The 23897-nt window shown below is 55.3% G+C and carries 25 protein-coding genes and 2 tRNA genes; 15 read left to right on the top strand and 12 right to left on the bottom strand.

Going from position 1 to position 23897, the window contains the following annotated elements; translation table 11 throughout:
• Nucleotides 1-16 precede the first annotated feature (16 nt).
• The gene (locus PU683_RS08470) at nt 17-913 is read right to left on the bottom strand and encodes a LysR substrate-binding domain-containing protein (protein ID WP_277171078.1); all 897 of its coding nucleotides are present in this window, start codon (nt 911-913) and stop codon (nt 17-19) included.
• Between the two features lie 100 nt (nt 914-1013).
• Here PU683_RS08470 and PU683_RS08465 point away from each other — a divergent pair, with 100 nt between their 5' ends.
• The gene (locus PU683_RS08465; RefSeq protein ID WP_277171077.1) at nt 1014-1616 is read left to right on the top strand and encodes a short chain dehydrogenase; all 603 of its coding nucleotides are present in this window, start codon (nt 1014-1016) and stop codon (nt 1614-1616) included.
• Here PU683_RS08465 and PU683_RS08460 read toward each other — a convergent pair.
• Nucleotides 1613-2491: a hypothetical protein gene (locus tag PU683_RS08460; RefSeq protein ID WP_277171076.1), complete on the bottom strand. Its 879-nt coding sequence runs from the start codon at nt 2489-2491 to the stop codon at nt 1613-1615. The two genes, PU683_RS08465 and PU683_RS08460, sit on opposite strands and share 4 nt — an antisense overlap.
• A gap of 120 nt (nt 2492-2611) precedes the next feature.
• Nucleotides 2612-2770: a YqaE/Pmp3 family membrane protein gene (locus PU683_RS08455; RefSeq protein ID WP_023480545.1), complete on the bottom strand. Its 159-nt coding sequence runs from the start codon at nt 2768-2770 to the stop codon at nt 2612-2614.
• Between the two features lie 179 nt (nt 2771-2949).
• Between PU683_RS08455 and PU683_RS08450 the strand changes: the two genes are divergently transcribed.
• Nucleotides 2950-3129 (top strand): YodC family protein, encoded by a 180-nt coding sequence (locus PU683_RS08450; RefSeq protein WP_277171075.1) that lies wholly within the window; start codon nt 2950-2952, stop codon nt 3127-3129.
• A gap of 418 nt (nt 3130-3547) precedes the next feature.
• Entirely contained in the window at nt 3548-3997 is a 450-nt protein-coding gene (gene alaE / locus PU683_RS08445; RefSeq protein WP_042712546.1) for an L-alanine exporter AlaE, read from the top strand.
• Nucleotides 3998-4010: 13 nt separating this feature from the next.
• Here alaE and PU683_RS08440 read toward each other — a convergent pair whose 3' ends face one another.
• The gene (locus PU683_RS08440; RefSeq protein WP_277171074.1) at nt 4011-4355 is read right to left on the bottom strand and encodes a DUF2002 family protein; all 345 of its coding nucleotides are present in this window, start codon (nt 4353-4355) and stop codon (nt 4011-4013) included.
• A 161-nt stretch (nt 4356-4516) separates the two neighbouring features.
• Here PU683_RS08440 and PU683_RS08435 point away from each other — a divergent pair, with 161 nt between their 5' ends.
• From PU683_RS08435 to emrB, 12 genes are all read left to right on the top strand, one after another.
• On the top strand, nt 4517-4843 hold the full coding sequence (locus PU683_RS08435; RefSeq protein WP_124967463.1) for an ElaB/YgaM/YqjD family protein: 327 nt from the start codon (nt 4517-4519) through the stop codon (nt 4841-4843).
• A gap of 265 nt (nt 4844-5108) precedes the next feature.
• A complete protein-coding gene (gene nrdH, locus PU683_RS08430) occupies nt 5109-5339 on the top strand; it encodes a glutaredoxin-like protein NrdH (protein ID WP_042712550.1) in 231 nt (76 codons plus the stop codon).
• Nucleotides 5336-5746, top strand: a complete 411-nt coding sequence (gene nrdI, locus PU683_RS08425) for a class Ib ribonucleoside-diphosphate reductase assembly flavoprotein NrdI (protein WP_277171073.1) — start codon at nt 5336-5338, stop codon at nt 5744-5746. The genes nrdH and nrdI overlap by 4 nt, the downstream gene beginning before the upstream one ends.
• The gene (gene nrdE, locus PU683_RS08420; RefSeq protein ID WP_277171072.1) at nt 5719-7863 is read left to right on the top strand and encodes a class 1b ribonucleoside-diphosphate reductase subunit alpha; all 2145 of its coding nucleotides are present in this window, start codon (nt 5719-5721) and stop codon (nt 7861-7863) included. The genes nrdI and nrdE overlap by 28 nt, the downstream gene beginning before the upstream one ends.
• A gap of 10 nt (nt 7864-7873) precedes the next feature.
• Entirely contained in the window at nt 7874-8836 is a 963-nt protein-coding gene (nrdF, locus tag PU683_RS08415; RefSeq protein ID WP_277174240.1) for a class 1b ribonucleoside-diphosphate reductase subunit beta, read from the top strand.
• A gap of 363 nt (nt 8837-9199) precedes the next feature.
• Complete coding sequence (proV, locus tag PU683_RS08410) at nt 9200-10402, top strand: glycine betaine/L-proline ABC transporter ATP-binding protein ProV (protein ID WP_277171071.1); 1203 nt, start codon at nt 9200-9202, stop codon at nt 10400-10402.
• Entirely contained in the window at nt 10395-11459 is a 1065-nt protein-coding gene (proW, locus tag PU683_RS08405; protein ID WP_277171070.1) for a glycine betaine/L-proline ABC transporter permease ProW, read from the top strand. Before proV ends, proW begins: the two co-directional genes overlap by 8 nt.
• Nucleotides 11460-11520: 61 nt before the next feature.
• The gene (gene proX, locus PU683_RS08400; protein WP_128482277.1) at nt 11521-12516 is read left to right on the top strand and encodes a glycine betaine/L-proline ABC transporter substrate-binding protein ProX; all 996 of its coding nucleotides are present in this window, start codon (nt 11521-11523) and stop codon (nt 12514-12516) included.
• A gap of 160 nt (nt 12517-12676) precedes the next feature.
• A complete protein-coding gene (locus tag PU683_RS08395) occupies nt 12677-13861 on the top strand; it encodes an MFS transporter (protein ID WP_277171069.1) in 1185 nt (394 codons plus the stop codon).
• A gap of 450 nt (nt 13862-14311) precedes the next feature.
• A complete protein-coding gene (gene mprA, locus PU683_RS08390; protein ID WP_023480518.1) occupies nt 14312-14842 on the top strand; it encodes a transcriptional repressor MprA in 531 nt (176 codons plus the stop codon).
• Between the two features lie 117 nt (nt 14843-14959).
• On the top strand, nt 14960-16132 hold the full coding sequence (emrA, locus tag PU683_RS08385) for a multidrug efflux MFS transporter periplasmic adaptor subunit EmrA (protein WP_277171068.1): 1173 nt from the start codon (nt 14960-14962) through the stop codon (nt 16130-16132).
• Nucleotides 16133-16147: 15 nt separating this feature from the next.
• Nucleotides 16148-17680, top strand: coding sequence for a multidrug efflux MFS transporter permease subunit EmrB (emrB, locus tag PU683_RS08380; protein WP_277174239.1), 1533 nt, complete (start codon nt 16148-16150; stop codon nt 17678-17680).
• A 36-nt stretch (nt 17681-17716) separates the two neighbouring features.
• On the opposite strand, the gene PU683_RS08375 is transcribed toward emrB, so the two are convergent.
• From PU683_RS08375 to PU683_RS08340, 8 genes are all read right to left on the bottom strand, one after another.
• The gene (locus PU683_RS08375; protein ID WP_277171067.1) at nt 17717-19150 is read right to left on the bottom strand and encodes an FKBP-type peptidyl-prolyl cis-trans isomerase N-terminal domain-containing protein; all 1434 of its coding nucleotides are present in this window, start codon (nt 19148-19150) and stop codon (nt 17717-17719) included.
• A 26-nt stretch (nt 19151-19176) separates the two neighbouring features.
• Complete coding sequence (locus tag PU683_RS08370) at nt 19177-19548, bottom strand: hypothetical protein (RefSeq protein WP_277171066.1); 372 nt, start codon at nt 19546-19548, stop codon at nt 19177-19179.
• A gap of 277 nt (nt 19549-19825) precedes the next feature.
• Entirely contained in the window at nt 19826-20341 is a 516-nt protein-coding gene (gene luxS, locus PU683_RS08365; protein ID WP_023480587.1) for an S-ribosylhomocysteine lyase, read from the bottom strand.
• Between the two features lie 154 nt (nt 20342-20495).
• Entirely contained in the window at nt 20496-22040 is a 1545-nt protein-coding gene (gene gshA, locus PU683_RS08360; protein WP_277171065.1) for a glutamate--cysteine ligase, read from the bottom strand.
• 80 nt (nt 22041-22120) lie between these two features.
• Nucleotides 22121-22549 (bottom strand): YqaA family protein, encoded by a 429-nt coding sequence (locus PU683_RS08355; protein WP_277171064.1) that lies wholly within the window; start codon nt 22547-22549, stop codon nt 22121-22123.
• Complete coding sequence (yqaB, locus tag PU683_RS08350; RefSeq protein WP_277171063.1) at nt 22546-23112, bottom strand: fructose-1-phosphate/6-phosphogluconate phosphatase; 567 nt, start codon at nt 23110-23112, stop codon at nt 22546-22548. Before yqaB ends, PU683_RS08355 begins: the two co-directional genes overlap by 4 nt.
• A gap of 322 nt (nt 23113-23434) precedes the next feature.
• A tRNA-Arg gene (locus tag PU683_RS08345) sits at nt 23435-23511 on the bottom strand.
• 185 nt (nt 23512-23696) lie between these two features.
• Nucleotides 23697-23773: transfer RNA gene (locus PU683_RS08340), tRNA-Arg, on the bottom strand.
• Nucleotides 23774-23897: the final 124 nt, after the last annotated feature.

Genomic DNA, 23897 nt, shown 5'->3' with positions numbered 1-23897 from the left:
AAAAGTGTCGCGCCGGTTACGCTGCCACCCACGCTGTTATCTCGTGGTGTAAGTGCTCAATGTACCGCGTCAATTTCGGCAGCGGTCGGCTGTCCTGGCGATAGACCAGGTTCACCGGCCGCGGCCTGGGCGTGAAGGGCTGCATGATGCGCACCAGCGTGCCGTTTGCCAGCTCCTCGCGCACCAGGATTTCAGGCTGCAACAGCAGCCCCGCCCCGGCAATTGCCGCCATCCGCAACCCCTGCCCGTCATTACAGCGCAGCACCGGATCACGCTGCCAGCTCGTCCCCCCCGCTTCACCCGGTAATTTCCACTCATTGCGCCGGTTCCATACGCCGTTCGACAGACAGCGGTGATCGCGCAGCGCCTCGGGTGAGGCCGGCTCGCCATAACGCGCCAGATAAGCAGGCGCGGCGCAAATCACCATCCGGTAGAGGCAGAGCGGCTTGACTACCACATCCTCACTGTTCACCGCGCCGATGCGGATCGCCAGATCGTACCCCTCCTCCAGCAGATCGACGCTGCGATTACTGAGATCCAGCTCGACGCGCACCTGCGGCCATGCCGTGAGGAAAGTCGCGGTGATCGGCGCGATGACGCAGCCGCCAAAGGTGGTTGAGGCAGTGACGCGCAGCGTACCGGCAGGGGCTGCGCGCAGCCGCTCTACCGAGGTTTCGGCGATATGCACCTGCTCCAGCACCCGCCGCGCCTCCTCATAGAAGACGCGGCCGGCGTCCGTCAGGCTCTGACGTCGGGTATTACGCGCCAGCAGGCGCGTCGCCAGGCTGTTTTCAAGTTGAGTAATGTATTTCCCGACCATCACCGCCGAGATCTCCAGCCTGACGGCGGCCTGAGTAAACGACCCCGCCTCTGCCACGGCGACAAACACCGCCATACTGCGCAGCTTATCCATAGTACAAACCATTAGTTAGGAATGAATAAACATTAAGAGCATTTATCTTATCAATGATTAGCGAAAAAATGACCACTCCGCACACTGAAGGAGAGGTGAAATGAAGATTATCGTGACAGGTGCTACCGGCACCCTTGGCCGGGCAGTCGTGGCAGAACTGAGTAAAGATAACGAAGTGATAAGCGTCGGACTCACCCACGGCGAGTTACAGGTCGATTTAACGCGTGATGAGAGTGTCGAGGCGCTGTTTGCGCAGACCGGACGCGTCGACGCGATTGTTGCCACCACGGGCTCACTCTTTTTTGGCCCGCTGACGGCGATGCGCGCAGAGGATTTTGCTTTCGGCCTTTACGACAAACTGCTGGGTCAGGTGCGGCTGGCACTGATGGGCCAACATTATCTCAATGATGGCGGGTCGATCACGTTGACCAGCGGCATTATCAGCAGCGAACCCATTGCGCAGGGAGTGAACGCCACCGCGGTCAATGCCGCACTGGAGGGGTTTGTGCGTGCGGCGGCGTGCGAGTTACCGCGCGGCTTACGCATCAATGTCGTCAGCCCAACGGTGCTCCGCGAATCCGTTGAGAAATATGGCGCGTTCTTCCCGGGGTTTGAAAGTGTGCCTGCCGCACGCGCTGCACTGGCCTATCGACGCAGTGTTCACGGCGTGCAGACAGGCCGCACGTTTACCGTCGGGTATTAAGCGCGCGGGGTTTCGTCACCCGCAGGTTGCTCTGCCGCTTTCAGCAGGGTGGTGAACTGCGTCCACTGCTGCTGTAACGCGTTAAGATGGTCCTTCTCCAGCGCGGTCATAAACGGCAGCGAACCGCCTTTTTCTATCTGCTGGTTCATCTGCGCGAACCAGCTGTTACTGTCGCTGCTATTGGCGGTGCTCGCCAGCATCTCTTTGCGTGCGATTTGTGACGAATGGGTGCCGGCATCAAGCTGCTCGATCGCCTGCTGGTTCTGTTTCGCATACCCCGTGTCGCCGAGGCTTTGCGCCAGCGCCACCGACTGGGTCAGCACTTCGCGTTGAATCTGATCCGCCTGCTCGCCCTTTTTTGCCACAAACCCGGCGACGAACTCACGCGCCTGCTGCTGGTAATCCGCAGAGACGAACTTATCCACGACATAATTGAGTTTCGCCTGAGTCATCGCCACGTCCATCCCGAGAGTGGTCTCATTACCGCTGCCTTGCGGCGAGGTCAACGCCTGGTGCAGTGCCGTGGCCATATCATCGGCGCTAATGTTGGAGTGATAGAAAAAGTCGATAAAGCTTACGGCGTCGTTTGCGGTCGCCGGATCGCCATAGAAGGCGCTGTCAAGGCGCGGGCCGGTTGCGTGAGAGGCCATATTGGAGTTGCGCAGTGCCGCCATTTCGCGGGCAACTTTTTCGCTCTCCTCTTTGGTTGGCTGTGGCTTGCTCTGTGCAACGCGCGCCAGCGCTTCCTCTGAGAGAGAAACGGAAATCGAACTCTCGGTAACGCTCTCTTTTCCGCCAGGGTTGGGGGTTTTTAACAGACGTAACTCGTATTGCGACTGTGATGCCACAGAGACACCAACTTCCTGAATGCTCATTTCGCTTCCTTAAAGTGATTGCTGACGTGATATTTATCGACGCAACCAACGCTCTCTTTAATGTTTTGGAGAAAAAATGTGCACTCGATCGGCTCGGGGCGGAAAACCGCCCCGGATGAATCAGTCGCGGGATTGCACCCAGAAGGCGTGGATCAGGCCCGGGATGTAACCCAGCAGCGTGAGCAGAATGTTAAGAAGAAACGCCAGGCCTAAGCCTTTCCCGAGCAGCACGCCCAGCGGCGGAAGAAGAATCGTAATGACAATACGCCAAAAGCCCATATAGCCTCCTGTGCAAGATAAATTCCAGGTGATTGATAATTTACACAATCTGTTTAAGCGTAGCCCCTATATGCCACCGTGCCAATCAGCCATCAAGAGGTTTACCCTCTTTTACGCTGTACCACGCTCGCCCTTCAGTCTATGTTTACTTTCACAACCTCATTACAAAGGAGAGACGTATGTTTTCTGTAGGCGATATCGTTCAACCGCGGATTGGTGGCCCAAAACTGAAAGTTCTGGAGGTGCATGAGGATCAAATTGTTGCGGTGCCGACTCACAACGAGCAGGCGGAGAAGCTGACGCTTAAAGCTGAAGATGTCGCGCTCTATAAAGAAGAGGGCGACTTTGGCGTCTGCTAACTCAGGGCGGTGGGCTCGCCCGCCGCGTACCTGCATAAATACTCCCTGCCGATGCGTAAAACCTCACCCCCTCCAGACCGCATCTTATGCTACTGAAAACGCCTTACTAGCATAAAAGATACTACCTCAGCGCTTTTCACTCTTCGCAAAAGCACAGCGCGCTATGCTTACGGCTACCCCTTGAAACTAAAATCTTTAACTCATTGATAGTAAAAGTCTTTAATCGCACCCCCAACAATAATAGGGCAATGCGGATGAATGCAGCAGCTACAGAGCACTTTATCCATGCAGAAGTTAAAAATAAAAATTAATCGCTAGTTGAGAGTTTTAAATCAGACAGATACGCTATGCGCGTAAATTAGTCCGTTTTAAAACGCTAAATCTCTTCATTGCGCCATCATTTTCAAGGAGCTTCATCATGTTTTCTTCGCAGTCTCGCCTGCGCCACGCCGCTGCGGACACTTTCGCGATGGTGGTCTACTGTTCAGTAGTGAACATGGTGATTGAAATATTCCTCTCCGGAATGAGCTTTGAGCAGTCCCTTTCCTCTCGTCTGGTGGCGATCCCGGTCAACATCATTATTGCCTGGCCTTACGGCTTTTATCGCGATCTCTTTATGCACTATGCGCGCCGCATCAGCCCCGCAGGCTGGATGAAAAATCTGGCAGATGTGCTGGCGTATGTCACTTTTCAGTCACCGGTGTATGTCACGATCTTGTGGTCGGTAGGGGCTGACTGGCAGCAGATTATGGCGGCGGTGAGTTCAAATATCGTGATTTCGATGTTGATGGGTGCGGTGTACGGCTATTTCCTCGACTACTGCCGCCGTCTGTTCCGGGTGAGTCATTACCACCAGGCGAAAGCCTGATGGCAGCTCTGGCTTAGTGCTGTTCGCCGAACAAGCCGGTCAGGAAGCGCTCAAGCGCCATACGCGAACTGAAACCATGCGGAATGCCGTAATGTTCCTGTTCATGTCCGCCCAGATAGAGCGGGAAATTGTGGTAGTGATCGCATAACTTAATCTCCGATGCGGGATCGGCCAGCGATGAACTGCGCTCTTTAAGGGTAGGATGGATAACCAGCGCCGTGCGGCCCATACGTGCTTCACGGTTAACATAAACATAGTTTTCGCCACGGCGATAACCGTACGCTTTGTTGGTCGCCACATCCATCGTAAAGCCGACATTCTCCAGCACGCGCGCCACTTCATCGGGTCGTAAATACATAGATTTTCCTCATCATCTCTCAACTGCTTCGCAACCTTACAGTACTGAGCATGGTCAGTGACTCAGAAAATTCCACAAACTGCGCGCAAAAGGGTGTTTGCCGTTTGGCCTGTAAATTTATGGTCTACGCTTAAAAGCACACCAAAAAAAGGGAGGCTACTATGTTAAACAGACCCACTCGCCGTGAAGTAGATGAAGGTGTTGAAGATATCAATAATGATGTCAACCAGTTAGCTGATAGCCTGGAAGAGCTGCTTAAATCCTGGGGCAGCGACGCGAAAGAGGAAGGCGAATCTGCGCGGCGTAAAGCGCAGGCGCTGCTAAAAGAGACTCGCGCCCGCATGCATGGTCGCAACCGTGTGCAACAAGCTGCACGTGACGCCGTCGGCTGCGCCGATAGCTTTGTAAAAGATCGCCCGTGGTGCAGCGTGGGTGCCGCCGCCGCAGTCGGTATTTTTGTCGGCGCGCTGCTCAGCTTCCGTCGTTAATTTATACAAATAATCTGAAACCTCTGCCCATCCCGCCGGATGGCAGGGGTTTTTCTTTCTCCTTTTTCCACCCCGCCTTACAATACGCGGCGACATTTCGCCCTTACCCATTCAGCCACTCCTCTGGGCACGGCCTGTGTCTTTTTCCCATATATTGTATGGTTGATAAATTTTATAACTACATCTAGTATCTCTTCTTGTACTCCATACACTAACTGACGCGATCTATCGCGCCGCTCTATCACTTTTAACGGAAATACGAATCATGCGCATTACTATTTACACTCGAGATGATTGTGTTCAGTGCCACGCCACCAAACGGGCGATGGAGAGCCGGGGTTTTGAATTTGAGATGGTGAACATTGATCATGTGCCGGATGCCGCAGACCAGCTGCGCGCGATGGGATTTCGTCAGCTGCCGGTAGTGGTCGCAGGCGAGACAAAATGGTCCGGGTTCCGCCCGGATATGATTAATCGTCTCAGCGCAGCCGCATGAGCACGCTCGTCTACTTCTCCAGCAGCTCGGAAAACACTCATCGCTTTATTGTGCGTCTGGGGCTGCCGGCGGTGCGTATTCCGCTAAACGAGCGTGAGCGCATTCAGGTAGAAGAACCCTATATTTTGGTGGTTCCCAGCTACGGCGGCGGCGGTACGGCTGGCGCTGTGCCGCGCCAGGTGATCCGCTTTTTGAACGATCCGCATAATCGGGCGTTGATTCAAGGCGTGATCGCCGCCGGTAATCGCAACTTTGGCGATGCGTTTTGCCGCGCGGGCGATGTTATTGCGCAGAAGTGTGCGGTGCCCTACCTCTATCGGTTTGAATTGATGGGGACTGCGCAGGACATCATCAACGTGCGAACAGGAGTAAGCGAATTTTGGCAACAACAACCGCAGCGCGCGTGATGCAAAGCACGCCCGATTTCCATGCCCTGAATGCCATGCTCAATCTTTACGATCGTGACGGCCGCATTCAGTTTGAAAAAGACCACCAGGCGGTGGAGACGTTCATGGCGCACCACGTTCGCCCTAACAGCGTTCACTTTGCAAGCCAGGATGAGCGCCTTGACTGGCTGGTGGCGGAAAATTATTACGATGAAAGCGTGCTCGCGCGCTATGAGCGGGCATTTGTCACTGACCTGCTGGCGAAAGCGAAGGCGCGCGGTTTTCGCTTCCAGACCTTCCTGGGTGCCTGGAAGTTCTACACCAGCTACACGCTGAAAACATTCGATGGCAAACGCTATCTGGAAGATTTTGAAGATCGCGCCTGCATGGTGGCCTTAACCCTGGCGCAGGGCGATACCGCACTGGCGCAGGAGTTGGTGGAGGAGATCCTCTCGGCCCGCTTCCAGCCCGCAACGCCAACCTTCCTCAACTGCGGCAAAAAGCAGCGCGGCGAGCTAGTCTCCTGTTTCCTGCTGCGCATTGAAGACAATATGGAATCAATTGGCCGTGCGGTGAACTCTGCCCTGCAGCTCTCCAAGCGCGGCGGTGGCGTCGCCTTTTTACTCTCGAATCTGCGTGAAGCCGGAGCGCCAATCAAGCGCATCGAAAACCAGTCTTCCGGCGTGATCCCGGTGATGAAGATGCTGGAAGATGCCTTCTCCTATGCTAATCAACTGGGCGCGCGCCAGGGCGCAGGTGCGGTCTATCTGCACGCGCATCACCCGGATATTCTGCGCTTCCTTGATACCAAGCGCGAAAACGCCGATGAGAAGATCCGCATCAAAACCCTGTCGCTGGGGGTGGTGATACCGGATATCACCTTCCAGCTGGCGAAAGAGAATGCGCAGATGGCGCTCTTCTCCCCGTACGATGTGGAGCGCCTCTATGGCAAGCCGTTTGGTGATATGGCAATCAGCGAAAACTACGACCAGTTAGTGGCCGATGAGCGGGTGCGCAAAAGCTGGATCAATGCACGCGACTTCTTCCAGACGCTGGCGGAGATCCAGTTTGAGTCCGGTTATCCCTACATCATGTTTGAAGATACGGTTAACCGCACCAACCCGATTGCCGGGCGCATAAACATGAGCAACCTCTGCTCGGAGATTTTGCAGGTTAACAGCCCCTCAACCTTTGATGACAACCTCGACTATGCTCACACCGGGCACGATATCTCCTGTAATCTCGGCTCGCTGAATATCGCCCACACCATGGATTCGCCCGATTTTGGTCGCACCGTTGAGACCGCGATCCGCGGTTTAACCGCCGTCTCCGATATGAGCCATATTCGCTCGGTGCCGTCGGTGGAAGCGGGCAACGCCGCTTCCCATGCGATTGGGCTTGGGCAGATGAACCTGCACGGCTATCTGGCACGTGAAGGCATTGCCTATGGCAGCCCGGAAGGGCTCGATTTCACCAACCTCTACTTCTACACCATCACCTGGCATGCGCTGCATACCTCGATGATGATCGCCCGTGAACGCGGCCAGACCTTCGCCGGTTTTCCCGCCTCTCGCTACGCCAGCGGGGAGTATTTTGATCGCTATCTTGAAGGCGACTGGCAGCCGAAAACCGATAAAGTGCGCGCGCTGTTTGCCCGCGCGAATGTCACCCTCCCCACGCGCGAGATGTGGCAGCAGCTGCGTGAAGAGGTGATGCGTTACGGCATTTACAACCAGAATTTGCAGGCGGTGCCGCCGACCGGATCGATCTCCTATATCAACCATGCGACATCGAGTATTCATCCGATTGTGTCGAAGATTGAGATCCGCAAAGAGGGAAAAACCGGGCGCGTTTACTACCCTGCCCCATTTATGACCAATGAGAACCTGGCCCTGTATGAAGATGCTTATGAGATTGGGCCGGAGAAGATCATCGATACCTACGCCGAAGCGACGCGCCATGTCGATCAGGGTCTGTCACTGACGCTCTTCTTCAAAGATACCGCCACCACGCGCGACATCAACCGGGCGCAGATTTACGCCTGGAAAAAGGGCATCAAGACGCTCTACTACATCCGCCTGCGCCAGCTTGCGCTGGAAGGCACCGAAATCCAGGGCTGCGTCTCTTGTGCGCTGTAAGGAAAACATGATGACCCCACTCTCCCGCGTCAGCGCGGTGAACTGGAACAAAATCCAGGATGATAAAGACCTCGAAGTGTGGAACCGGCTGACCAGCAACTTCTGGCTACCGGAAAAAGTACCGCTGTCGAACGATATTCCGGCCTGGCAGAGCTTAAGCCCTGCCGAACAGCAGCTGACGATCCGGGTGTTTACCGGGCTGACGCTGCTCGACACCATTCAGAACACCGTCGGCGCACCGGCGCTGATGCCGGATGCCGCCACGCCGCACGAAGAAGCGGTGCTCTCCAACATCAGCTTTATGGAGGCGGTGCACGCCCGCTCCTACAGCTCCATCTTCTCGACTCTCTGCCAGACGCGGGATGTTGATGCCGCTTACGCCTGGAGCGAAGAGAATCACGCCCTGCAGCGCAAAGCGCAGATCGTGCTGAGCCATTACCGCGCTGACGATCCGCTGAAGAAAAAGATCGCCAGTGTCTTTCTGGAGTCGTTCCTCTTCTACTCTGGTTTCTGGCTTCCGATGTACTGGTCGAGCCGCGGCAAACTGACCAACACCGCCGATCTGATTCGGCTGATCATCCGCGATGAAGCGGTGCACGGTTATTACATCGGCTATAAGTACCAGAAGGGATTAGAGAAAGTGAGCGAGAGCGAGCGAGAGTCGCTAAAATCTTTCGCCCTCGATCTGCTGATGGAGCTGTATGATAACGAGCTCGCTTACACCGACGATCTCTACGCCGACAGCGGCTGGGCAGAGGAGGTAAAAGCGTTTCTCTGTTACAACGCTAACAAGGCGCTGATGAACCTCGGCTACGAGGCGCTCTTCCCGCCGGAGATGGCGGATGTCAACCCGGCGATATTGTCGGCGCTCTCGCCCAACGCCGACGAAAACCACGACTTTTTCTCCGGCTCCGGCTCGTCGTATGTGATGGGCAAAGCCGTCGAAACGGAAGACGAGGACTGGAATTTTTAAATATTCTCTCCTCTCGCTCAGCGGGAGGAGAATCTCCCATCGGTTTATAATTCACTACTATTTATTCCGCCCCACCTAAGCTGATTCTTAGCAAAATAACTATGGCGATCTGCACTGTCATGATTTGTTCATATTTCACAAAATCATGCCAATTCAGCCTTGTTTTTCTCACCAATTCGAAAAAATGATTACCCGCGCCAGCCCTTATATCATGGGAAATAATGCCATTTCACTGCATGGGAATTGTGTAAAGCGCGGAACGGAAGGGTTGTCTCAGATGGAGAGTGTGGTAGGGTATGACCAGTCAAATATATTCATTGGGTAGCGTATCGAAATAATAAATAACAGGAACTCTATTATTGCATGGCAATTAAATTAGAAGTTAAGAATCTATACAAAGTATTTGGCGAGCATCCGCAAAGAGCTTTCAAATATATAGAAAAAGGACTTTCGAAAGAAGCAATACTGGAAAAAACGGGTCTGTCGCTTGGCGTTAAAGACGCCAGTCTGGCCATTGAAGAAGGCGAGATATTCGTCATCATGGGGTTATCCGGCTCGGGTAAATCCACTATGGTACGCCTTCTCAATCGCCTGATTGAACCCACCCGCGGGCAGGTGCTGATTGACGGCGTTGATATCGCCAAAATATCCGATACTGAGCTTCGTGAGGTGCGCAGAAAAAAGATTGCGATGGTATTCCAGTCATTTGCGCTGATGCCCCATATGACGGTGCTGGATAATACAGCATTTGGTATGGAATTAGGCGGCACGCCCGCGCAGGAGCGGCAGGAAAAAGCGCTTGATGCGCTACGCCAGGTGGGGCTGGAAAATTACGCCCACGCCTACCCGGATGAACTCTCCGGCGGCATGCGTCAGCGCGTCGGATTAGCCCGCGCATTAGCCATCAATCCCGATATCTTATTAATGGATGAGGCCTTCTCCGCGCTCGATCCCTTAATTCGTACCGAGATGCAGGATGAACTGGTAAAGCTGCAGGCGAAACATCAGCGCACCATTGTCTTTATTTCCCATGATCTCGATGAAGCGATGCGGATTGGCGACCGGATTGCGATTATGCAAAACGGCGAAGTGGTGCAGGTTGGCACGCCGGATGAGATTTTAAATAACCCGGCCAATGATTATGTGCGCACCTTTTTCCGCGGCGTCGATATTAGCCAGGTGTTCAGCGCGAAAGATATTGCCCGCCGCACGCCCGTCGGCCTGATCCGTAAAACGCCCGGTTTCGGCCCGCGCTCGGCGCTGAAAGTGTTGCAGGATGAAGACCGCGAATATGGCTACGTCATTGAGCGCGGCAATAAGTTTGTCGGCATTGTCTCCATCGACTCCCTGAAGGCGGCGCTGGCCGCGAGTCAGGGGATCGAGGCGGCGCTGATTGACTCCCCGCTTGCGGTGGAGGCAGACACGCCGCTCAGCGAACTGCTCTCCCATGTCGGACACGCGCCCTGCGCGGTGCCGGTGGTGGGCGAAGAGCAACAGTACGTGGGCATCATTTCGAAACGAATGCTGCTGCAAGCTTTAGATCGCGAGGGGGCAAACAATGGCTGATCAAAACAATCCGTGGCAGAGCGCGCCAGCAACCGACAGCGCCGCACAGTCGACAGATGCCTGGGGCGGCGGCGCGGCGGCGCCCGCCGATAGCAGCAGCGCTGACTGGCTCAACAGCGCCCCGGCTCCCGCGCCGGAACACTTCAATATTATGGATCCGTTCCATAAAACCCTGATCCCGCTCGACAGTTGGGTGACGCAGGCGATCGATTGGGTAGTACTCCATTTCCGCCCGCTCTTCCAGGGCATTCGCGTGCCGGTGGATTACATTCTCAGCGGCTTCCAACAGCTGCTGCTCGGCATGCCGTCGCCGGTGGCGATTATCCTCTTCTCGCTGATCGCCTGGCAGATGAGCAGCGCCGGGATGGGCATCGCAACGCTGGTATCGCTGATTGCCATCGGTGCGATTGGTGCCTGGTCGCAGGCGATGATCACCCTGGCGCTGGTGCTTACCGCGCTGCTGTTCTGTGTGGTGATCGGCTTGCCGATGGGGATCTGGCTGGCGCGCAGCCCGCGGGCGGCGAAGATTATTCGCCCGCTACTGGATGCGATGCAGACCACTCCGGCGTTCGTCTACCTGGTGCCGATTGTGATGCTGTTTGGCATCGGCAACGTACCGGGCGTGGTGGTGACGATTATCTTCGCCCTGCCGCCGGTGGTGCGCCTGACCATCCTCGGCATTAACCAGGTGCCAGCCGATCTGATTGAAGCCTCGCGATCCTTTGGTGCCAGCCCGCGTCAGATGCTGTTCAAAGTTCAGCTGCCGCTGGCGATGCCAACCATTATGGCGGGCATCAACCAGACCCTGATGCTGGCGCTGTCGATGGTGGTGATCGCCTCAATGATCGCCGTCGGCGGGCTGGGGCAGATGGTGCTACGCGGTATCGGTCGCCTTGATATGGGCCTTGCCAGCGTTGGCGGCGTCGGGATTGTGATCCTCGCGATTATTCTCGACCGCCTGACCCAGGCGGTAGGCCGCGACTCGCGCAGCCGCGGTAACCGCCGCTGGTATCAGACCGGCCCGCTCGGCCTGCTGACCCGCCCCTTCGCCAAATAATTTTGCTGCCCGGCGTACCCCGCCGGGCAACAACATCACACCCGAAAAATAAGGAACAACGATGCGACATAGCGTACTTTTTGCCACAGCGTTTGCCACCCTTCTCTCCACCAGCGCCTTTGCCGCCGATCTGCCGGGCAAAGGCATTACCGTTAAACCGTTTCAGAGCACCATCGCCGAAGAGGCTTTCCAGACCCTGCTGGTAAGCCGCGGCCTTGAAAAGCTTGGCTACACGGTCGAAAAGCCTGATGAGGTCGATTACAACGTCGGCTACACCTCGATGGCCGCAGGCGATGTCACTTTTACCGCCGTAAACTGGCAGCCGCTGCATGACGATATGTATGCCGCTGCCGGGGGCGATAAGAAGTTCTACCGTGAAGGCACCTATGTGACCGGCGCGGCGCAGGGCTACCTGATCGATAAGAAAACCGCCGATAAGTATCACATCACCAACATTGAGCAGTTAAAAGATCCAAAAATCGCCAAACTGTTCGACGGCAACGGCGACGGTAAGGCCGATATGATGGGCTGCTCGCCGGGCTGGGGATGTGAAACGGTGATCAACCACCAGCATAAAGCCTATGGCCTTGAGAATACCGTTACGGTTAACCACGGTAATTACTCGGCGATGATGGCGGACACCATCACCCGCTTTAAAGAGGGGAAACCGATCCTTTACTACACCTGGACGCCCTACTGGGTCAGCGATGTGCTGAAACCGGGGAAAGATGTGGTCTGGCTGCAGGTGCCGTTCTCCTCCCTGCCGGGTGAGCAGAAAAATATCGATACCAAACTGCCGAACGGCATGAACTATGGCTTCCCGGTAAATACCATGCACATTGTCGCCAATAAAGCCTGGGCGGAGAAAAACCCGGCGGCGGCGAAACTCTTCGCGGTCATGAAACTGCCGCTGGCGGATATCAACGCCCAGAATGCGATGATGCACGCAGGCAAAGCCTCAGAAGCGGATGTGCAGGGCCACGTTGATGGCTGGATCAAAGCCCATCAGCAGCAGTTTGATGGCTGGGTGAAAGAGGCGCTCGCCGCGCAGAAGTAACGCCTGCCTTGCAGTGAGTTTTATACCGCGCCATCGGGTGTTATACCGGATGGCGATTTTGTTTGCCTGTCCTGAACAGGCTGCACAGATAACAACACGCGCGGGCAGGCAATTGTCTATGATGGCATTCTGACAAAACCATTAACGATGCTTGATAATCATGACAACAACTCACCAGGGCCTCAGCCCGGCGCTGATTGCGCTCATGTCGGTGGCAACCGGTCTCGCCGTTGCCAGTAATTATTACCCCCAGCCCCTGCTGGATACTATCGCTAACGCCTTTTCGATCACCGCAAGCCAGGCCGGCTTTATCGTCACCGCCGCGCAGCTTGGCTACGCCGCCGGACTGCTGCTGTTGGTGCCGCTTGGCGATATGTTCGAGCGGCGCACATTAATTGTGGTGATGACATTGCTCTCAGCAGGCGGGATGCTGATTACTGCCAGCAGCCCATCGCTCGGATTGATGATTCTGGGTACGGCGCTCACCGGACTCTTCTCGGTGGTGGCGCAGCTCCTCGTGCCGCTGGCCGCTACACTTGCGACACCCGAGAGCCGTGGCCGCGTGGTCGGCACCATCATGAGCGGCCTGCTGCTGGGGATTTTGCTTGCGCGTACCGTTGCCGGGCTGCTGGCAAGCCTCGGCGGCTGGCGCACCGTTTACTGGGTCGCCAGCGTCTTAATGGTGCTGATGGCGCTGGCGCTCTGGCGCGGCCTGCCGAAACTCAAGTCGGAAACGCACCTTAACTACCCGCAGCTGCTCGGCTCCGTCTTCACCCTCTTCGTGAGCAATAAACTGTTGCGCACCCGCGCACTGCTTGGCTGCCTGAGCTTTGCCAACTTCAGCGTCCTGTGGACCTCAATGGCCTTTCTGCTGGCTGCGCCGCCGTTTCACTTCTCTGATGCGATGATTGGCCTGTTTGGCCTGGTGGGTGCCGCCGGTGCATTAGGCGCGCGTCAGGCGGGCGGACTTGCGGATCGCGGGAAAGGCAACCTCACCACTACCGGCGGGCTGCTGCTGTTGCTGTTCTCGTGGCTCGCTACCTGGTGGGGTCACACCTCGGTGGTGGCGCTGGTTATTGGCATTATCGTGCTCGATCTCGCGGTACAGGCGGTGCATATCACTAACCAGACGATTATCTATCGCGTTAATCCCGAAGCGCGTAACCGTCTGACCGCCGGCTATATGACCAGCTACTTTATTGGTGGTGCCGCCGGTTCGCTGATTTCGGCCACGGCCTGGCAGCATGCGGGTTGGGCTGGCGTCTGCGCTGCGGGTGGTCTCCTCGCCCTGCTCAACGTGCTGGTGTGGTGGCGAGGATATCGCCATACGGAGGCGCAGAGCTAAGCAACCGCTCACGTTTAGGCAATTCGGTGCCAAACCGGGGTGTTAACACGTCCGTCACTCTGCTAAGGTTATAGGACTTGTTTATCCCGGTTATATTAACGTGGGTGATATATAACAAACTTTATGGATATGGAACGTTCATTGAATCACACCGCCGGGCCTGAAAAGGTGGTATCACACACGGAAGGCATTACAAACTGCCTGCCCCCTATTCTTAGCCACTGCGCCGTGGCATTTTCCCTCGTTTCGCACGCCCGCTTCGCTGGTCGCCACCTCTGGCATCGTCACCGCCCTCTCTTTCCCACGCTACTGAGCGCACTGTTGTCCCGTGTCGCCTGGAAATTTTTGGCACATGTATAGATAGAGCGAATTTATTAGCACAAATAATACATTTACTTTATTTGTCACCGTCGTTACTATATCGACTGCAATTAATGAGGTTATACCCAAATGGATAGTTCGTTTACGCCCATCGAACAAATGCTTAAGTTTCGCGCCAGCCGCTATGAAGATTTCCCGTTTCAGGAGATTTTATTGACCCGTCTCTGTATGCATATGCAGGGCAAGCTGCTGGAAAACCGCAATAAGATGCTGAAAGCGCAGGGCATTAACGAGACATTGTTTATGGCGCTGATTACCCTGGAGTCGCAGGAAAATCACAGCATTCAGCCGTCGGAGCTGAGCAGCGCGCTGGGATCGTCACGCACCAACGCCACCCGTATTGCCGATGAGCTGGAGAAGCGCGGCTGGATCGAGCGCCGCGAAAGCGACAACGATCGCCGCTGTTTGCATCTGCAACTGACCGACAAAGGACATGAGTTCCTGCGTCAGGTTCTGCCTCCGCAGCACAACTGCCTGCATCAACTCTGGTCAACCCTGACCAATGCTGAGAAAGATCAGCTTGAGCAGATCACCCGTAAGCTTCTGTCTCGTCTCGACCAGATGGATGAAGAGGATGTGGTCCTTGAGGCGCTGCGCTAACGCGAAACGCAGCGTCTATTTCCAGAAAGAGCAATGTGAAGGGCCAGCTAAGCTGGCCTTTCTGACGAAAGGTCGGTACACGCCGACATAACGAAAAATAAGATCGTGGAGAAAATCATGAGCGCAAATGCGGAGAGCCCGACCCCGCAGCAACCGGTCAGAAAGCGCGGCAAACGTAAAGGACTGCTGCTGTTACTGACCTTGCTCTTTGTTGTCATTGCCGTGGCATACGGAATTTATTGGTTTTTAGTCCTGCGTCATTTCGAAGAGACTGACGATGCTTATGTAGCAGGTAACCAGGTACAGATCATGTCGCAGGTCGCCGGTAGCGTGACGAAGGTCTGGGCCGACAACACCGATTTTGTGCAGAAAGGCGATGTGCTGGTGACGCTTGATGAGACCGATGCCCGCCAGGCGTTTGAAAAAGCGCAGACCCAACTGGCAAGCAGCGTACGCCAGACCCGCCAGTCCATTATCAACAGCAAACAACTGCAGGCCAGCGTTGAGCTGAAAAAGACCGCCCTTGCTCAGGCGCAGAGCGATCTTAACCGCCGTGTGCCGCTCGGCAGCGCGAATCTGATTGGCCGTGAAGAGCTGCAGCACGCCCGTGATGCGGTTGCCAGCGCGCAGGCTGCACTGGATGTTGCCGTTCAGCAATATAACGCCAATCAGGCGATCGTACTGGACACGCCGCTTGAAGAGCAGCCAGCGGTGAAGCAGGCGGCTACGGAAGTGCGCAATAGCTGGCTGGCCCTGCAGCGTACCAGGATTGTCAGCCCGCTTACCGGGTATGTCTCCCGCCGCGCGGTGCAGCCGGGTGCGCAGATTGCCACGACCACCCCGCTAATGGCCGTGGTTCCGGCAACCAACCTCTGGGTGGATGCCAACTTTAAAGAGACACAGCTCGCGCATATGCGTATCGGCCAGACCGCTACCATTGTCAGCGATTTTTATGGCGATGAGGTTGAATACAAAGGCAAAGTGGTCGGTCTCGATATGGGTACCGGCAGCGCCTTCTCCCTGCTGCCCGCGCAGAACGCGACCGGGAACTGGATCAAAGTAGTTCAGCGCCTGCCGGTGCGTGTCGAGCTTGATCCCCAGCAGCTGGCGGATCACCCGCTGCGCATTGGTCTTTCGACCACGGTGAAAGTCGATACGTCCGCGCGCGATGGCGCCGTGCTGGCGAAGCAGGCGCGCACCACGCCGGCCTATGAGAGTAACGCGCGGGAGATCAATCTTGAGCCGGTCAACACGCTTATCAATAACATTGTGAAAGCAAACGCCGGGTAATCTGAGATGAGTGCCATGCAACAGAAACCGCTGGAAGGCGCGCAGCTGGTCATTATGACCATTGCACTTTCACTCGCGACCTTCATGCAGGTGCTGGATTCCACCATCGCCAACGTGGCTATCCCGACGATCGCCGGCAACCTTGGCTCTTCGCTGAGCCAGGGGACCTGGGTGATCACCTCCTTCGGGGTGGCGAACGCCATCTCAATTCCGATTACCGGCTGGCTGGCAAAACGCTTCGGCGAAGTGCGGCTCTTTCTCTGGTCGACGGTGGCGTTTGCCCTCGCCTCGTGGGCGTGCGGCGTCTCCAACAGCCTTGGGATGCTGATCTTCTTCCGCGTTATCCAGGGGATTGTTGCCGGTCCGCTGATCCCGCTTTCGCAGAGCCTGTTGCTGAGTAACTACCCACCGGCGAAGCGCTCTATCGCGCTGGCGCTCTGGTCAATGACGGTGATTGTCGCGCCGATTTGCGGGCCGATCCTCGGCGGCTATATCAGCGATAACTACCACTGGGGCTGGATCTTCTTTATCAACGTGCCGATTGGCGCACTGGTGGTGCTGCTGACCCTGCAAAGCCTGCGCGGACGCGAGACGCGTACCGAGCAGCGGCGCATCGATGGCGTAGGCCTCGCGCTGCTGGTGGTGGGTATCGGCAGCCTGCAGGTGATGCTCGACCAGGGGAAAGAGCTGGACTGGTTCAACTCGACAGAGATTATTGTGCTGACGATTGTCGCGGTGATCTCCCTCAGCTTCCTGGTGGTATGGGAGCTTACCGACGATAATCCGATAGTTGATCTCTCGCTGTTTAAGTCGCGGAACTTCACCATCGGCTGCTTGTGTATCAGCCTTGCTTATATGCTCTACTTCGGCGCGATTGTGCTGCTGCCGCAGTTGTTGCAGGAGGTGTATGGCTATACCGCAACCTGGGCCGGGCTGGCGTCCGCGCCGGTCGGGGTGATCCCGGTGCTGCTGTCACCGATTATTGGTCGCTTTGCGCATAAGCTGGATATGCGCCGGCTGGTGACCTTTAGCTTCATTATGTATGCCGTGTGCTTCTACTGGCGCGCCTATACATTTGAGCCGGGAATGGACTTTGGCGCGTCAGCGTGGCCGCAGTTTATTCAGGGCTTCGCCGTGGCCTGCTTCTTTATGCCACTGACAACGATAACCCTCTCCGGGTTGCCGCCGGAGCGCCTGGCCGCGGCCTCCAGTTTGTCGAACTTTACGCGAACGCTGGCAGGCTCAATTGGTACCTCCATCACCACGACGCTGTGGACTAACCGGGAATCGATGCACCATGCACAGCTGACGGAGTCGGTGAACCCCTACAACCCGAACGCGCAGGAGATGTATAACCAGTTGCAGGGAATGGGGTTATCACAACAGCAGTCGTCAGGCTGGATCGCCCAGCAGATCACCAACCAGGGGCTGATTATCTCAGCTAATGAAATTTTCTGGGTCTCGGCGGGGGTCTTCCTGATACTCCTTGGCCTGGTCTGGTTCGCCAAACCACCGTTTGGTGCGGGCAGCAGCGGCGGCGCGCATTAACGTCAAATAAAAACGCCTCCGCAGGGAGGCGTTTTTTTATTTGACGATGCCGAGGATCTCAAGCGTCATGATCGATGCCACACCTGGCGGCACCATACCGGGGAGCCCTTTCTCACCGTAAGCCAGTTCAGCAGGGGTGTAGATTCGAATCCGCCCCCCCACTACCACTTTTTCAATCCCTGCGCGCATCAGCGGCGGTAGCTCGCTAAGCCGCCCGCTGTGGACAGCGCCGCGTGAAAGTACCTTACCGGAACTGAGCTTCTCATCGACCCGGAAGCGAATCACATCCCCGGGAAGCAGCGCAACGCCCTGCCCTTTTCTCTCCACCAGATAGATGATGCCATTGGCGGTGCGCTCAGCACCTTTCAGCTTAGCCGCCTCGGCCAGCAGCTTTTGTGCCTGTTTCTTATTCTGCGCCAGCTCATTTTTCTGCGCTTCGCCCACCTTTTTATTCAGGGTTTGCAGCACGCTTTCGATATCGGCGTTCTTCATCTGTAGAGTGCCGGCGAACTTATCCTGAAAGCCCTGTAAAAAGGCCTGTGGCAGATATTTTTGCCCGGCGTGGGTCAGCGTGACACTCTCCTGCTGCGCTTTCGCCGCAAACCAGGCCCCCCAGGCGTAGCTCATCTTCGCGGCGGGGGAGTTATTCTCTGTCAGCAGGTAGCGGGCCTGCACTTTTTGAGGAGCTGGCACCGTCGCACTCTTCTGCTCCGCCTGCGTTTTCTCCTCTGTGCGCTGCCTGAGCTGCGCCTCGAGGCTGGCGATACGCGCGGCCTGGTTGCTGACCTGCTTTGTGGCGGCATCAAGCTTGCCGCTTATCTGCTCTTTGGCCTGGGTGAGTTGTTTAACCTGCTCCGCGGTTTGCGGCGTGGCCGTGTGCTGCTGGCCCAGTTTTTCCTGTTGCTGCTGGCTGGTTTTCAGCTGCTGATGCAGCTCGCTATTCGCCGTTCGAAACGCTTGCAGTGCTTGCGTATCATCGGCATGCTTCTGCTTCGTCTCTGCCAGCTGCTGCTGACTGGTCTTGAATTGCTGTTCCAGCCGGCTTTTCTCATCGCGCAGTCTCTCCAGCATGTCGCTCTCATGCGCCAGCTTCTGCTTCGCTTCCGCAAGTTGCTGAATATGCGCCTGCAACTGCTGTGTTAACGATGCATTCTCTTTGGCGGCGGCATCTTGCTTACCGGGCTGAAGAGCCGTCGTGCCACGCTGCTTTTTCTTCAGTGCGGCGATCTGGCGCTGCGCTGACGCAAGCTTACGCTTGAGCTGCGCGATTTCCTCACGCTTCGCTTCACTCTCTTTCGCCTTACTCAGCACCTCAACAGAGGGTGCAGGCGTTGCGTTCGGCTGTGCTGTAAGGCGATCGTTTATAAAAGGGGATTGAGGCCCAACGGAGATAATCTTCTCTTTATTTAACTGTTCGAGTAATTCAGCCGGATCGGCACGAACCCCGGAGGGTGAAATAGCTGTTAGCAATATAGCTGATGAATATAATAATTTTCTCATAACTGTTTCAGAGCATTTGCGCGCCGGGACATGTTAACGAATACCGCGCTGCGTACGCGCGAGCAAACAACTTCAATTTTGTTATCAATTTCCGTCTTCATTATTTCCGCCGAGTTCTTATCAATAATCGGCTGATTTTTTTTGTAGACTTCATAGCTTTGATTAAGGGTGGTGAATTGCTGCTTATAGGTTTCAAATGCCGTTTTGTCGAGCCCCTGCAAGGCGGTAAGCAGTTCGTAGCACTGCTGCGTCTCCTGCTTCTGCGGCGCGTCCTGCACCAGCGCGGGTGACTTTGATTTAACACAGCCAGTTAATGTAAGTGAGAGGCAAATAGAGAGACATAAGTAAGAGATGGGTGAGCGCCGCATAATATCCTCGCCATTCAGGCATTCTTTTCACTGAAGTAGATGCAGAAAATAAACACAGAAGGTAACACGATCGCCTAATAGCGATGTGCGGTGCAAACTATCATGGCAAGAATGAAATAACAATAAGAAGGCGCGGCAGCGGCGAGGATATTATTTATATATTACGTGAGATTAATAATTAAAAGAATTAAATAGATTTAATGTATAAAAACTTTCTTATAAATATGGCGATAAATAATAGTGCCGCTTCCCGTTAACCAGAAAGCGGCATGGCGAACTAGATATGCAGCTCCTGCAATTTCTCTTTCGGCAAAGCAAGGTCATCATTGCTGTTGACGCGCACATCACGATCGAGAATGTGACGCGCGATCTCCTGCGCCTCTTCCAGCGAGTGCATCTGGTATGTCCCGCACTGGTAAACGTTCAACTCAGGGATCTGGTTCTGCTCTTTCACTTTCAGCACGTCAGCCATCGCCGCTTTCCAGGCATCGGCCACACGCTGCTCATCCGGCGTACCGATCAGGCTCATGTAAAAACCGGTGCGGCAACCCATCGGCGAAATATCGATAATTTCTACGCCATCGCCGTTGAGGTGATTACGCATAAAGCCAGCGAAGAGGTGCTCCAGGGTATGGATCCCTTTTTCCGGCATAACTTCTTGATTAGGAATGCAAAAACGCAGGTCGAATACGGTGATGGCGTCGCCGTGCGGCGTGTTCATGGTTTTAGCAACACGGACTGCAGGCGCTTCCATACGGGTGTGATCGACAGTGAAGCTATCCAATAACGGCATTTAGTCACCTCCGACAGTGATTTTTTTTAAAATAAACTGAACTCTTCGTTCGCGTGCGAGTCTGAATAAGTGAAAGACGCGCATTTGTTATCATCATCCCTGTTCTTCAAGAGATGAAATTTCGGCCACAGCGATGTGGCCTTTTTCTTTTCTGCTAGGCGTGACGCGCAAGCAGCGCTTCAAACGACTCGTTATCTGCGGCTTCAATCTCCGCCTGACGCGCCAGCGAGGCGTGGCATTCAGCAGTAAAGTCCTCTTCATGCAGAATTTCCAGCGGCTCTTCACGCAGCTGCGAACGATACTGCTCGCTCAGCGCTTTTCCTGTTCCGCCAATGCCTTCATCCAGCATTGAACGCAGAATACGCGCCGAGAAGGTCAGCTCAGGATCGTCGAAGCTGGCGACCAGCTGATCGCATACTGCTTCATACTCATTGCCACCGTACACGCCATCCAGCGTTTGCGCTACCCGTTTCAGGTCGTTAAACAGATCGCGTCCAACATCGGCGAGCGGGTATTGAGCCGTTTCACAGCCCATACCGAGCGTCAGGCCTGGCTTACGGCCTTCGAGGATCACGCGGTTCCAGTTAGAACGCGTACAGAGCAGTTCATCGCTGCTCATCTCCGGCGCATCGGCCAGCACACACCAGACCATAAAGAGGTCGAGGAAACGCACCTGCTGTTCATCAACGCCAATCGCTGTGAAGGGGTTGATATCCAGCGAGCGCACCTCGATATATTCGATGCCGCCGCGCAGCAGCGCATCCGACGGCGTTTCACCGCTGCGGGTCACGCGTTTTGGTCGAATCGGCGCGTAGAGCTCATTTTCGATCTGCAGAATGTTGGTGTTGATCTGCAGATACTTGCCCTCTTTCTGCAAACCGATCTTCGCGTACTCTTCCGACGGCGTTTTGATCGCGCGTTTCAGCGCTACCACATAATCGTGAAGATTATTGAAGGTAATGCCGAGGCTATTCTGCGACTTATTGGTATAGCCCAAATCACTTAAACGCAGCGAAGTGGCATAGGGCAGATAGAGCATGCCGTTGTCCATCTTCTCGAAGGGCAGCGAAGTCTCTTTGCCCTGCAGAAAGGAGGAGCAGATCGCCGGCGAGGCACCGAAGAGATAGGGGATGACCCAGCCGAAGCGATAGTAGTTGCGGATCAGGCGGAAATAGCCCTCCGAGACAGCCTCTTTATCGGTGCTACCGCTTTTCGCCTGCCAGAACGCCATCGGCAGCGAGAAGTTATAATGCACGCCAGAGATGGTTTGCATCAGCGCGCCATAGCGGTTTTTCAGCCCTTCGCGGTAGAGCGTTTTCAAACGACCAATGTTTGAGCTGCCATACTGCGCCAGCTCAATCTCCTGTCCCTCTTTGATATAGCAGGGCATGCTCAGCGGCCAGAAACGCTCATCGCCAATCTGGCGGGCGGTGTAGCGATGGATATCGCGCATGATAGTGAGCATGCGGTCAATATCACCCTCAACCGGGGTGATAAACTCCAGCAGCGCTTCGGCAAAATCCGTCGTAATCCATTTATGAGTTAATGCAGAGCCAAGCGCTGCCGCGTGACCGGTTGTCGCCAAAGCCCCATCCGCGTTAACGCGCAGGGTTTCGCGCTCAAGACCACGCTGGATCCCTTTGAGCGCCTGAGGATGTTCTTCCAGCCAGGACAACGCCTGTGATACGTCCGGGATCAAATTGACCTCCCGCCTGTAATAATCGTTTTATTAAGCATAATTGTAATGGTTGGCGATGAAAGGTCACTCACGCAATCCAATTAGTGCCACCACGTCATACCCTGAAGCGTTACAAGGGCGAGAGCCACATAGCGTAACGCTTTGCCAAGGCATAAAAAAAAGATCACTGGCCCCCACGAAAGGCGTAGCCATCCCGCGAGAATGCACAGTAAATCGCCTATAACAGGCACCCAGCTCAACAACAGCGCCGCGGCGCCGTAACGCTTGAGCCAGCCGGTCGCCCTCTCCTGCCAGCGCGATGTTTTACGCTGCGGAAAGAAACGCCCAAGAATAACGTTAGTCAGCCCTCCAAGGCTATTACCCATTGTTGCTATTACAACAAGTGACCAGGGCTGGCTGACTTTCGCTATCAGCATCGCAACCAGCACCACCTCCGAGTTGCCCGGTAAAATCGTGGCACTGAGAAAACTGCTGGCAAACAGTGAAAGGAGCGGCAGCGCATCGCTCACAATACGCGGACATCCACAGCGTCCATACCGGCTGCACGCGCCGCCTGCAGGCCAAAATCGGCATCTTCAAATACCACGCACTGCGACGGCTGCACGCCCATGCGTTCGGCGCAGAGTAAAAAGGTATCTGGTGCGGGTTTATGGTGCTGAACATGATCGGCGGCAATGACCGCATCAAAATAGTGTCGCAGGCCGAGATGCGCCAGCAGCGCTTCGGCAACGGCGCTTTCGCTCCCGGTGCCAACCGACATTGGGCGACGTCCGTGCCACGCTTTTACCACCTCAATAAGCGGTAACGGGCGTACGCAATCGAGCAGCATCGCTTTTACGGCTGCGGTTTTCTCTTGTGCGAGTAAGTGGGGATCCAGATCGGCCTGGTTTGCCTCGATAATAGACTCGGCGATACGCCAGGTTGGCGAGCCGTTCAGCGCGACCATTGCCTGTTCGTCAAAATGCATGCCGTAACGCGCCAGCACGTCGTGCCAGGCTTTGCGGTGGGTTGGTTCAGTATCCAGGATGGTGCCATCCATATCAAAAATCAAACCAGCGTAACGTGCGTACATCTTGCTCTCACAAACCGGATAACTAACATTTACTTTAACGTAAACAAGGCTTTTTGTCGCATCCAGCGCGAGATTAGCTGCAGGGAATATGATTTTGTGCAGAATTTCAACGAAAATGTGTAAGTTGTGGGGATGAAGATTTTAAGCAGAAAGAATAAGGGGAGAATTTTTGGCTGGGTTCGTAAAAGATGGTGCATCCGGGAGGATGACTCGGCTTTGCCTCGCCCTTCGAGTCGTTGGTGAAGCAACGCTATCCTCCCTGGCGCTCGCGTTTAGGCCCGCTCCCCCTGAGAAAACAGACTCGCTGTTATCTCGCAGAAGATGGTGCATCCGGGAGGATTCGAACCTCCGACCGCTCGGTTCGTAGCCGAGTACTCTATCCAGCTGAGCTACGGATGCATCAGGATTACTGCTTTTACGATGAAAAGCGGAAACGGCTTTTCACTGAAGATGGTGCATCCGGGAGGATGACTCGGCTTTGCCTCGCCCTTCGGGTCGTTGCTGAAGCAACACTATCCTCCCTGGTGCTCGCGTTTAGGCCCGCTCCCACTGAGAAAACATACTCGCTGTTATCTCGCAGAAGATGGTGCATCCGGGAGGATTCGAACCTCCGACCGCTCGGTTCGTAGCCGAGTACTCTATCCAGCTGAGCTACGGATGCATCAGGATTACTGCTTTTACGATGAAGAGCCAAAACGGCTTTTCACTGAAGATGGTGCATCCGGGAGGATTCGAACCTCCGACCGCTCGGTTCGTAGCCGAGTACTCTATCCAGCTGAGCTACG

The sequence above is a fragment of the Candidatus Kosakonia sp. 282A-S69 genome (assembly GCF_029433855.1).
In the GTDB taxonomy this organism is placed as follows: Bacteria; Pseudomonadota; Gammaproteobacteria; order Enterobacterales; family Enterobacteriaceae; genus Kosakonia; species Kosakonia cowanii_A.
The sequence above is the reverse complement of the archived record's forward strand: the minus strand, read 5'-3'. Positions and strand labels throughout refer to the sequence as shown.

Bases quoted from the DNA above. Each gene is read 5' to 3' on its own strand.
- PU683_RS08455 (WP_023480545.1), bottom strand. From the start codon at position 2,770: ATGGGCTTTTGGCGTATTGTCATTACGATTCTTCTTCCGCCGCTGGGC.
- luxS (WP_023480587.1), bottom strand. From the start codon at position 20,341: ATGCCGTTATTGGATAGCTTCACTGTCGATCACACCCGTATGGAAGCG.
- proX (WP_128482277.1), top strand. From the start codon at position 11,521: ATGCGACATAGCGTACTTTTTGCCACAGCGTTTGCCACCCTTCTCTCC.
- PU683_RS08395 (WP_277171069.1), top strand. From the start codon at position 12,677: ATGACAACAACTCACCAGGGCCTCAGCCCGGCGCTGATTGCGCTCATG.
- proV (WP_277171071.1), top strand. From the start codon at position 9,200: ATGGCAATTAAATTAGAAGTTAAGAATCTATACAAAGTATTTGGCGAG.
- PU683_RS08470 (WP_277171078.1), bottom strand. From the start codon at position 913: ATGGATAAGCTGCGCAGTATGGCGGTGTTTGTCGCCGTGGCAGAGGCG.
- PU683_RS08435 (WP_124967463.1), top strand. From the start codon at position 4,517: ATGTTAAACAGACCCACTCGCCGTGAAGTAGATGAAGGTGTTGAAGAT.
- PU683_RS08460 (WP_277171076.1), bottom strand. From the start codon at position 2,491: ATGAGCATTCAGGAAGTTGGTGTCTCTGTGGCATCACAGTCGCAATAC.
- yqaB (WP_277171063.1), bottom strand. From the start codon at position 23,112: ATGTACGCACGTTACGCTGGTTTGATTTTTGATATGGATGGCACCATC.
- nrdH (WP_042712550.1), top strand. From the start codon at position 5,109: ATGCGCATTACTATTTACACTCGAGATGATTGTGTTCAGTGCCACGCC.
- alaE (WP_042712546.1), top strand. From the start codon at position 3,548: ATGTTTTCTTCGCAGTCTCGCCTGCGCCACGCCGCTGCGGACACTTTC.
- nrdI (WP_277171073.1), top strand. From the start codon at position 5,336: ATGAGCACGCTCGTCTACTTCTCCAGCAGCTCGGAAAACACTCATCGC.
- PU683_RS08440 (WP_277171074.1), bottom strand. From the start codon at position 4,355: ATGTATTTACGACCCGATGAAGTGGCGCGCGTGCTGGAGAATGTCGGC.
- emrA (WP_277171068.1), top strand. From the start codon at position 14,960: ATGAGCGCAAATGCGGAGAGCCCGACCCCGCAGCAACCGGTCAGAAAG.
- emrB (WP_277174239.1), top strand. From the start codon at position 16,148: ATGCAACAGAAACCGCTGGAAGGCGCGCAGCTGGTCATTATGACCATT.
- PU683_RS08370 (WP_277171066.1), bottom strand. From the start codon at position 19,548: ATGCGGCGCTCACCCATCTCTTACTTATGTCTCTCTATTTGCCTCTCA.
- proW (WP_277171070.1), top strand. From the start codon at position 10,395: ATGGCTGATCAAAACAATCCGTGGCAGAGCGCGCCAGCAACCGACAGC.
- PU683_RS08465 (WP_277171077.1), top strand. From the start codon at position 1,014: ATGAAGATTATCGTGACAGGTGCTACCGGCACCCTTGGCCGGGCAGTC.
- PU683_RS08450 (WP_277171075.1), top strand. From the start codon at position 2,950: ATGTTTTCTGTAGGCGATATCGTTCAACCGCGGATTGGTGGCCCAAAA.
- mprA (WP_023480518.1), top strand. From the start codon at position 14,312: ATGGATAGTTCGTTTACGCCCATCGAACAAATGCTTAAGTTTCGCGCC.
- nrdF (WP_277174240.1), top strand. From the start codon at position 7,874: ATGACCCCACTCTCCCGCGTCAGCGCGGTGAACTGGAACAAAATCCAG.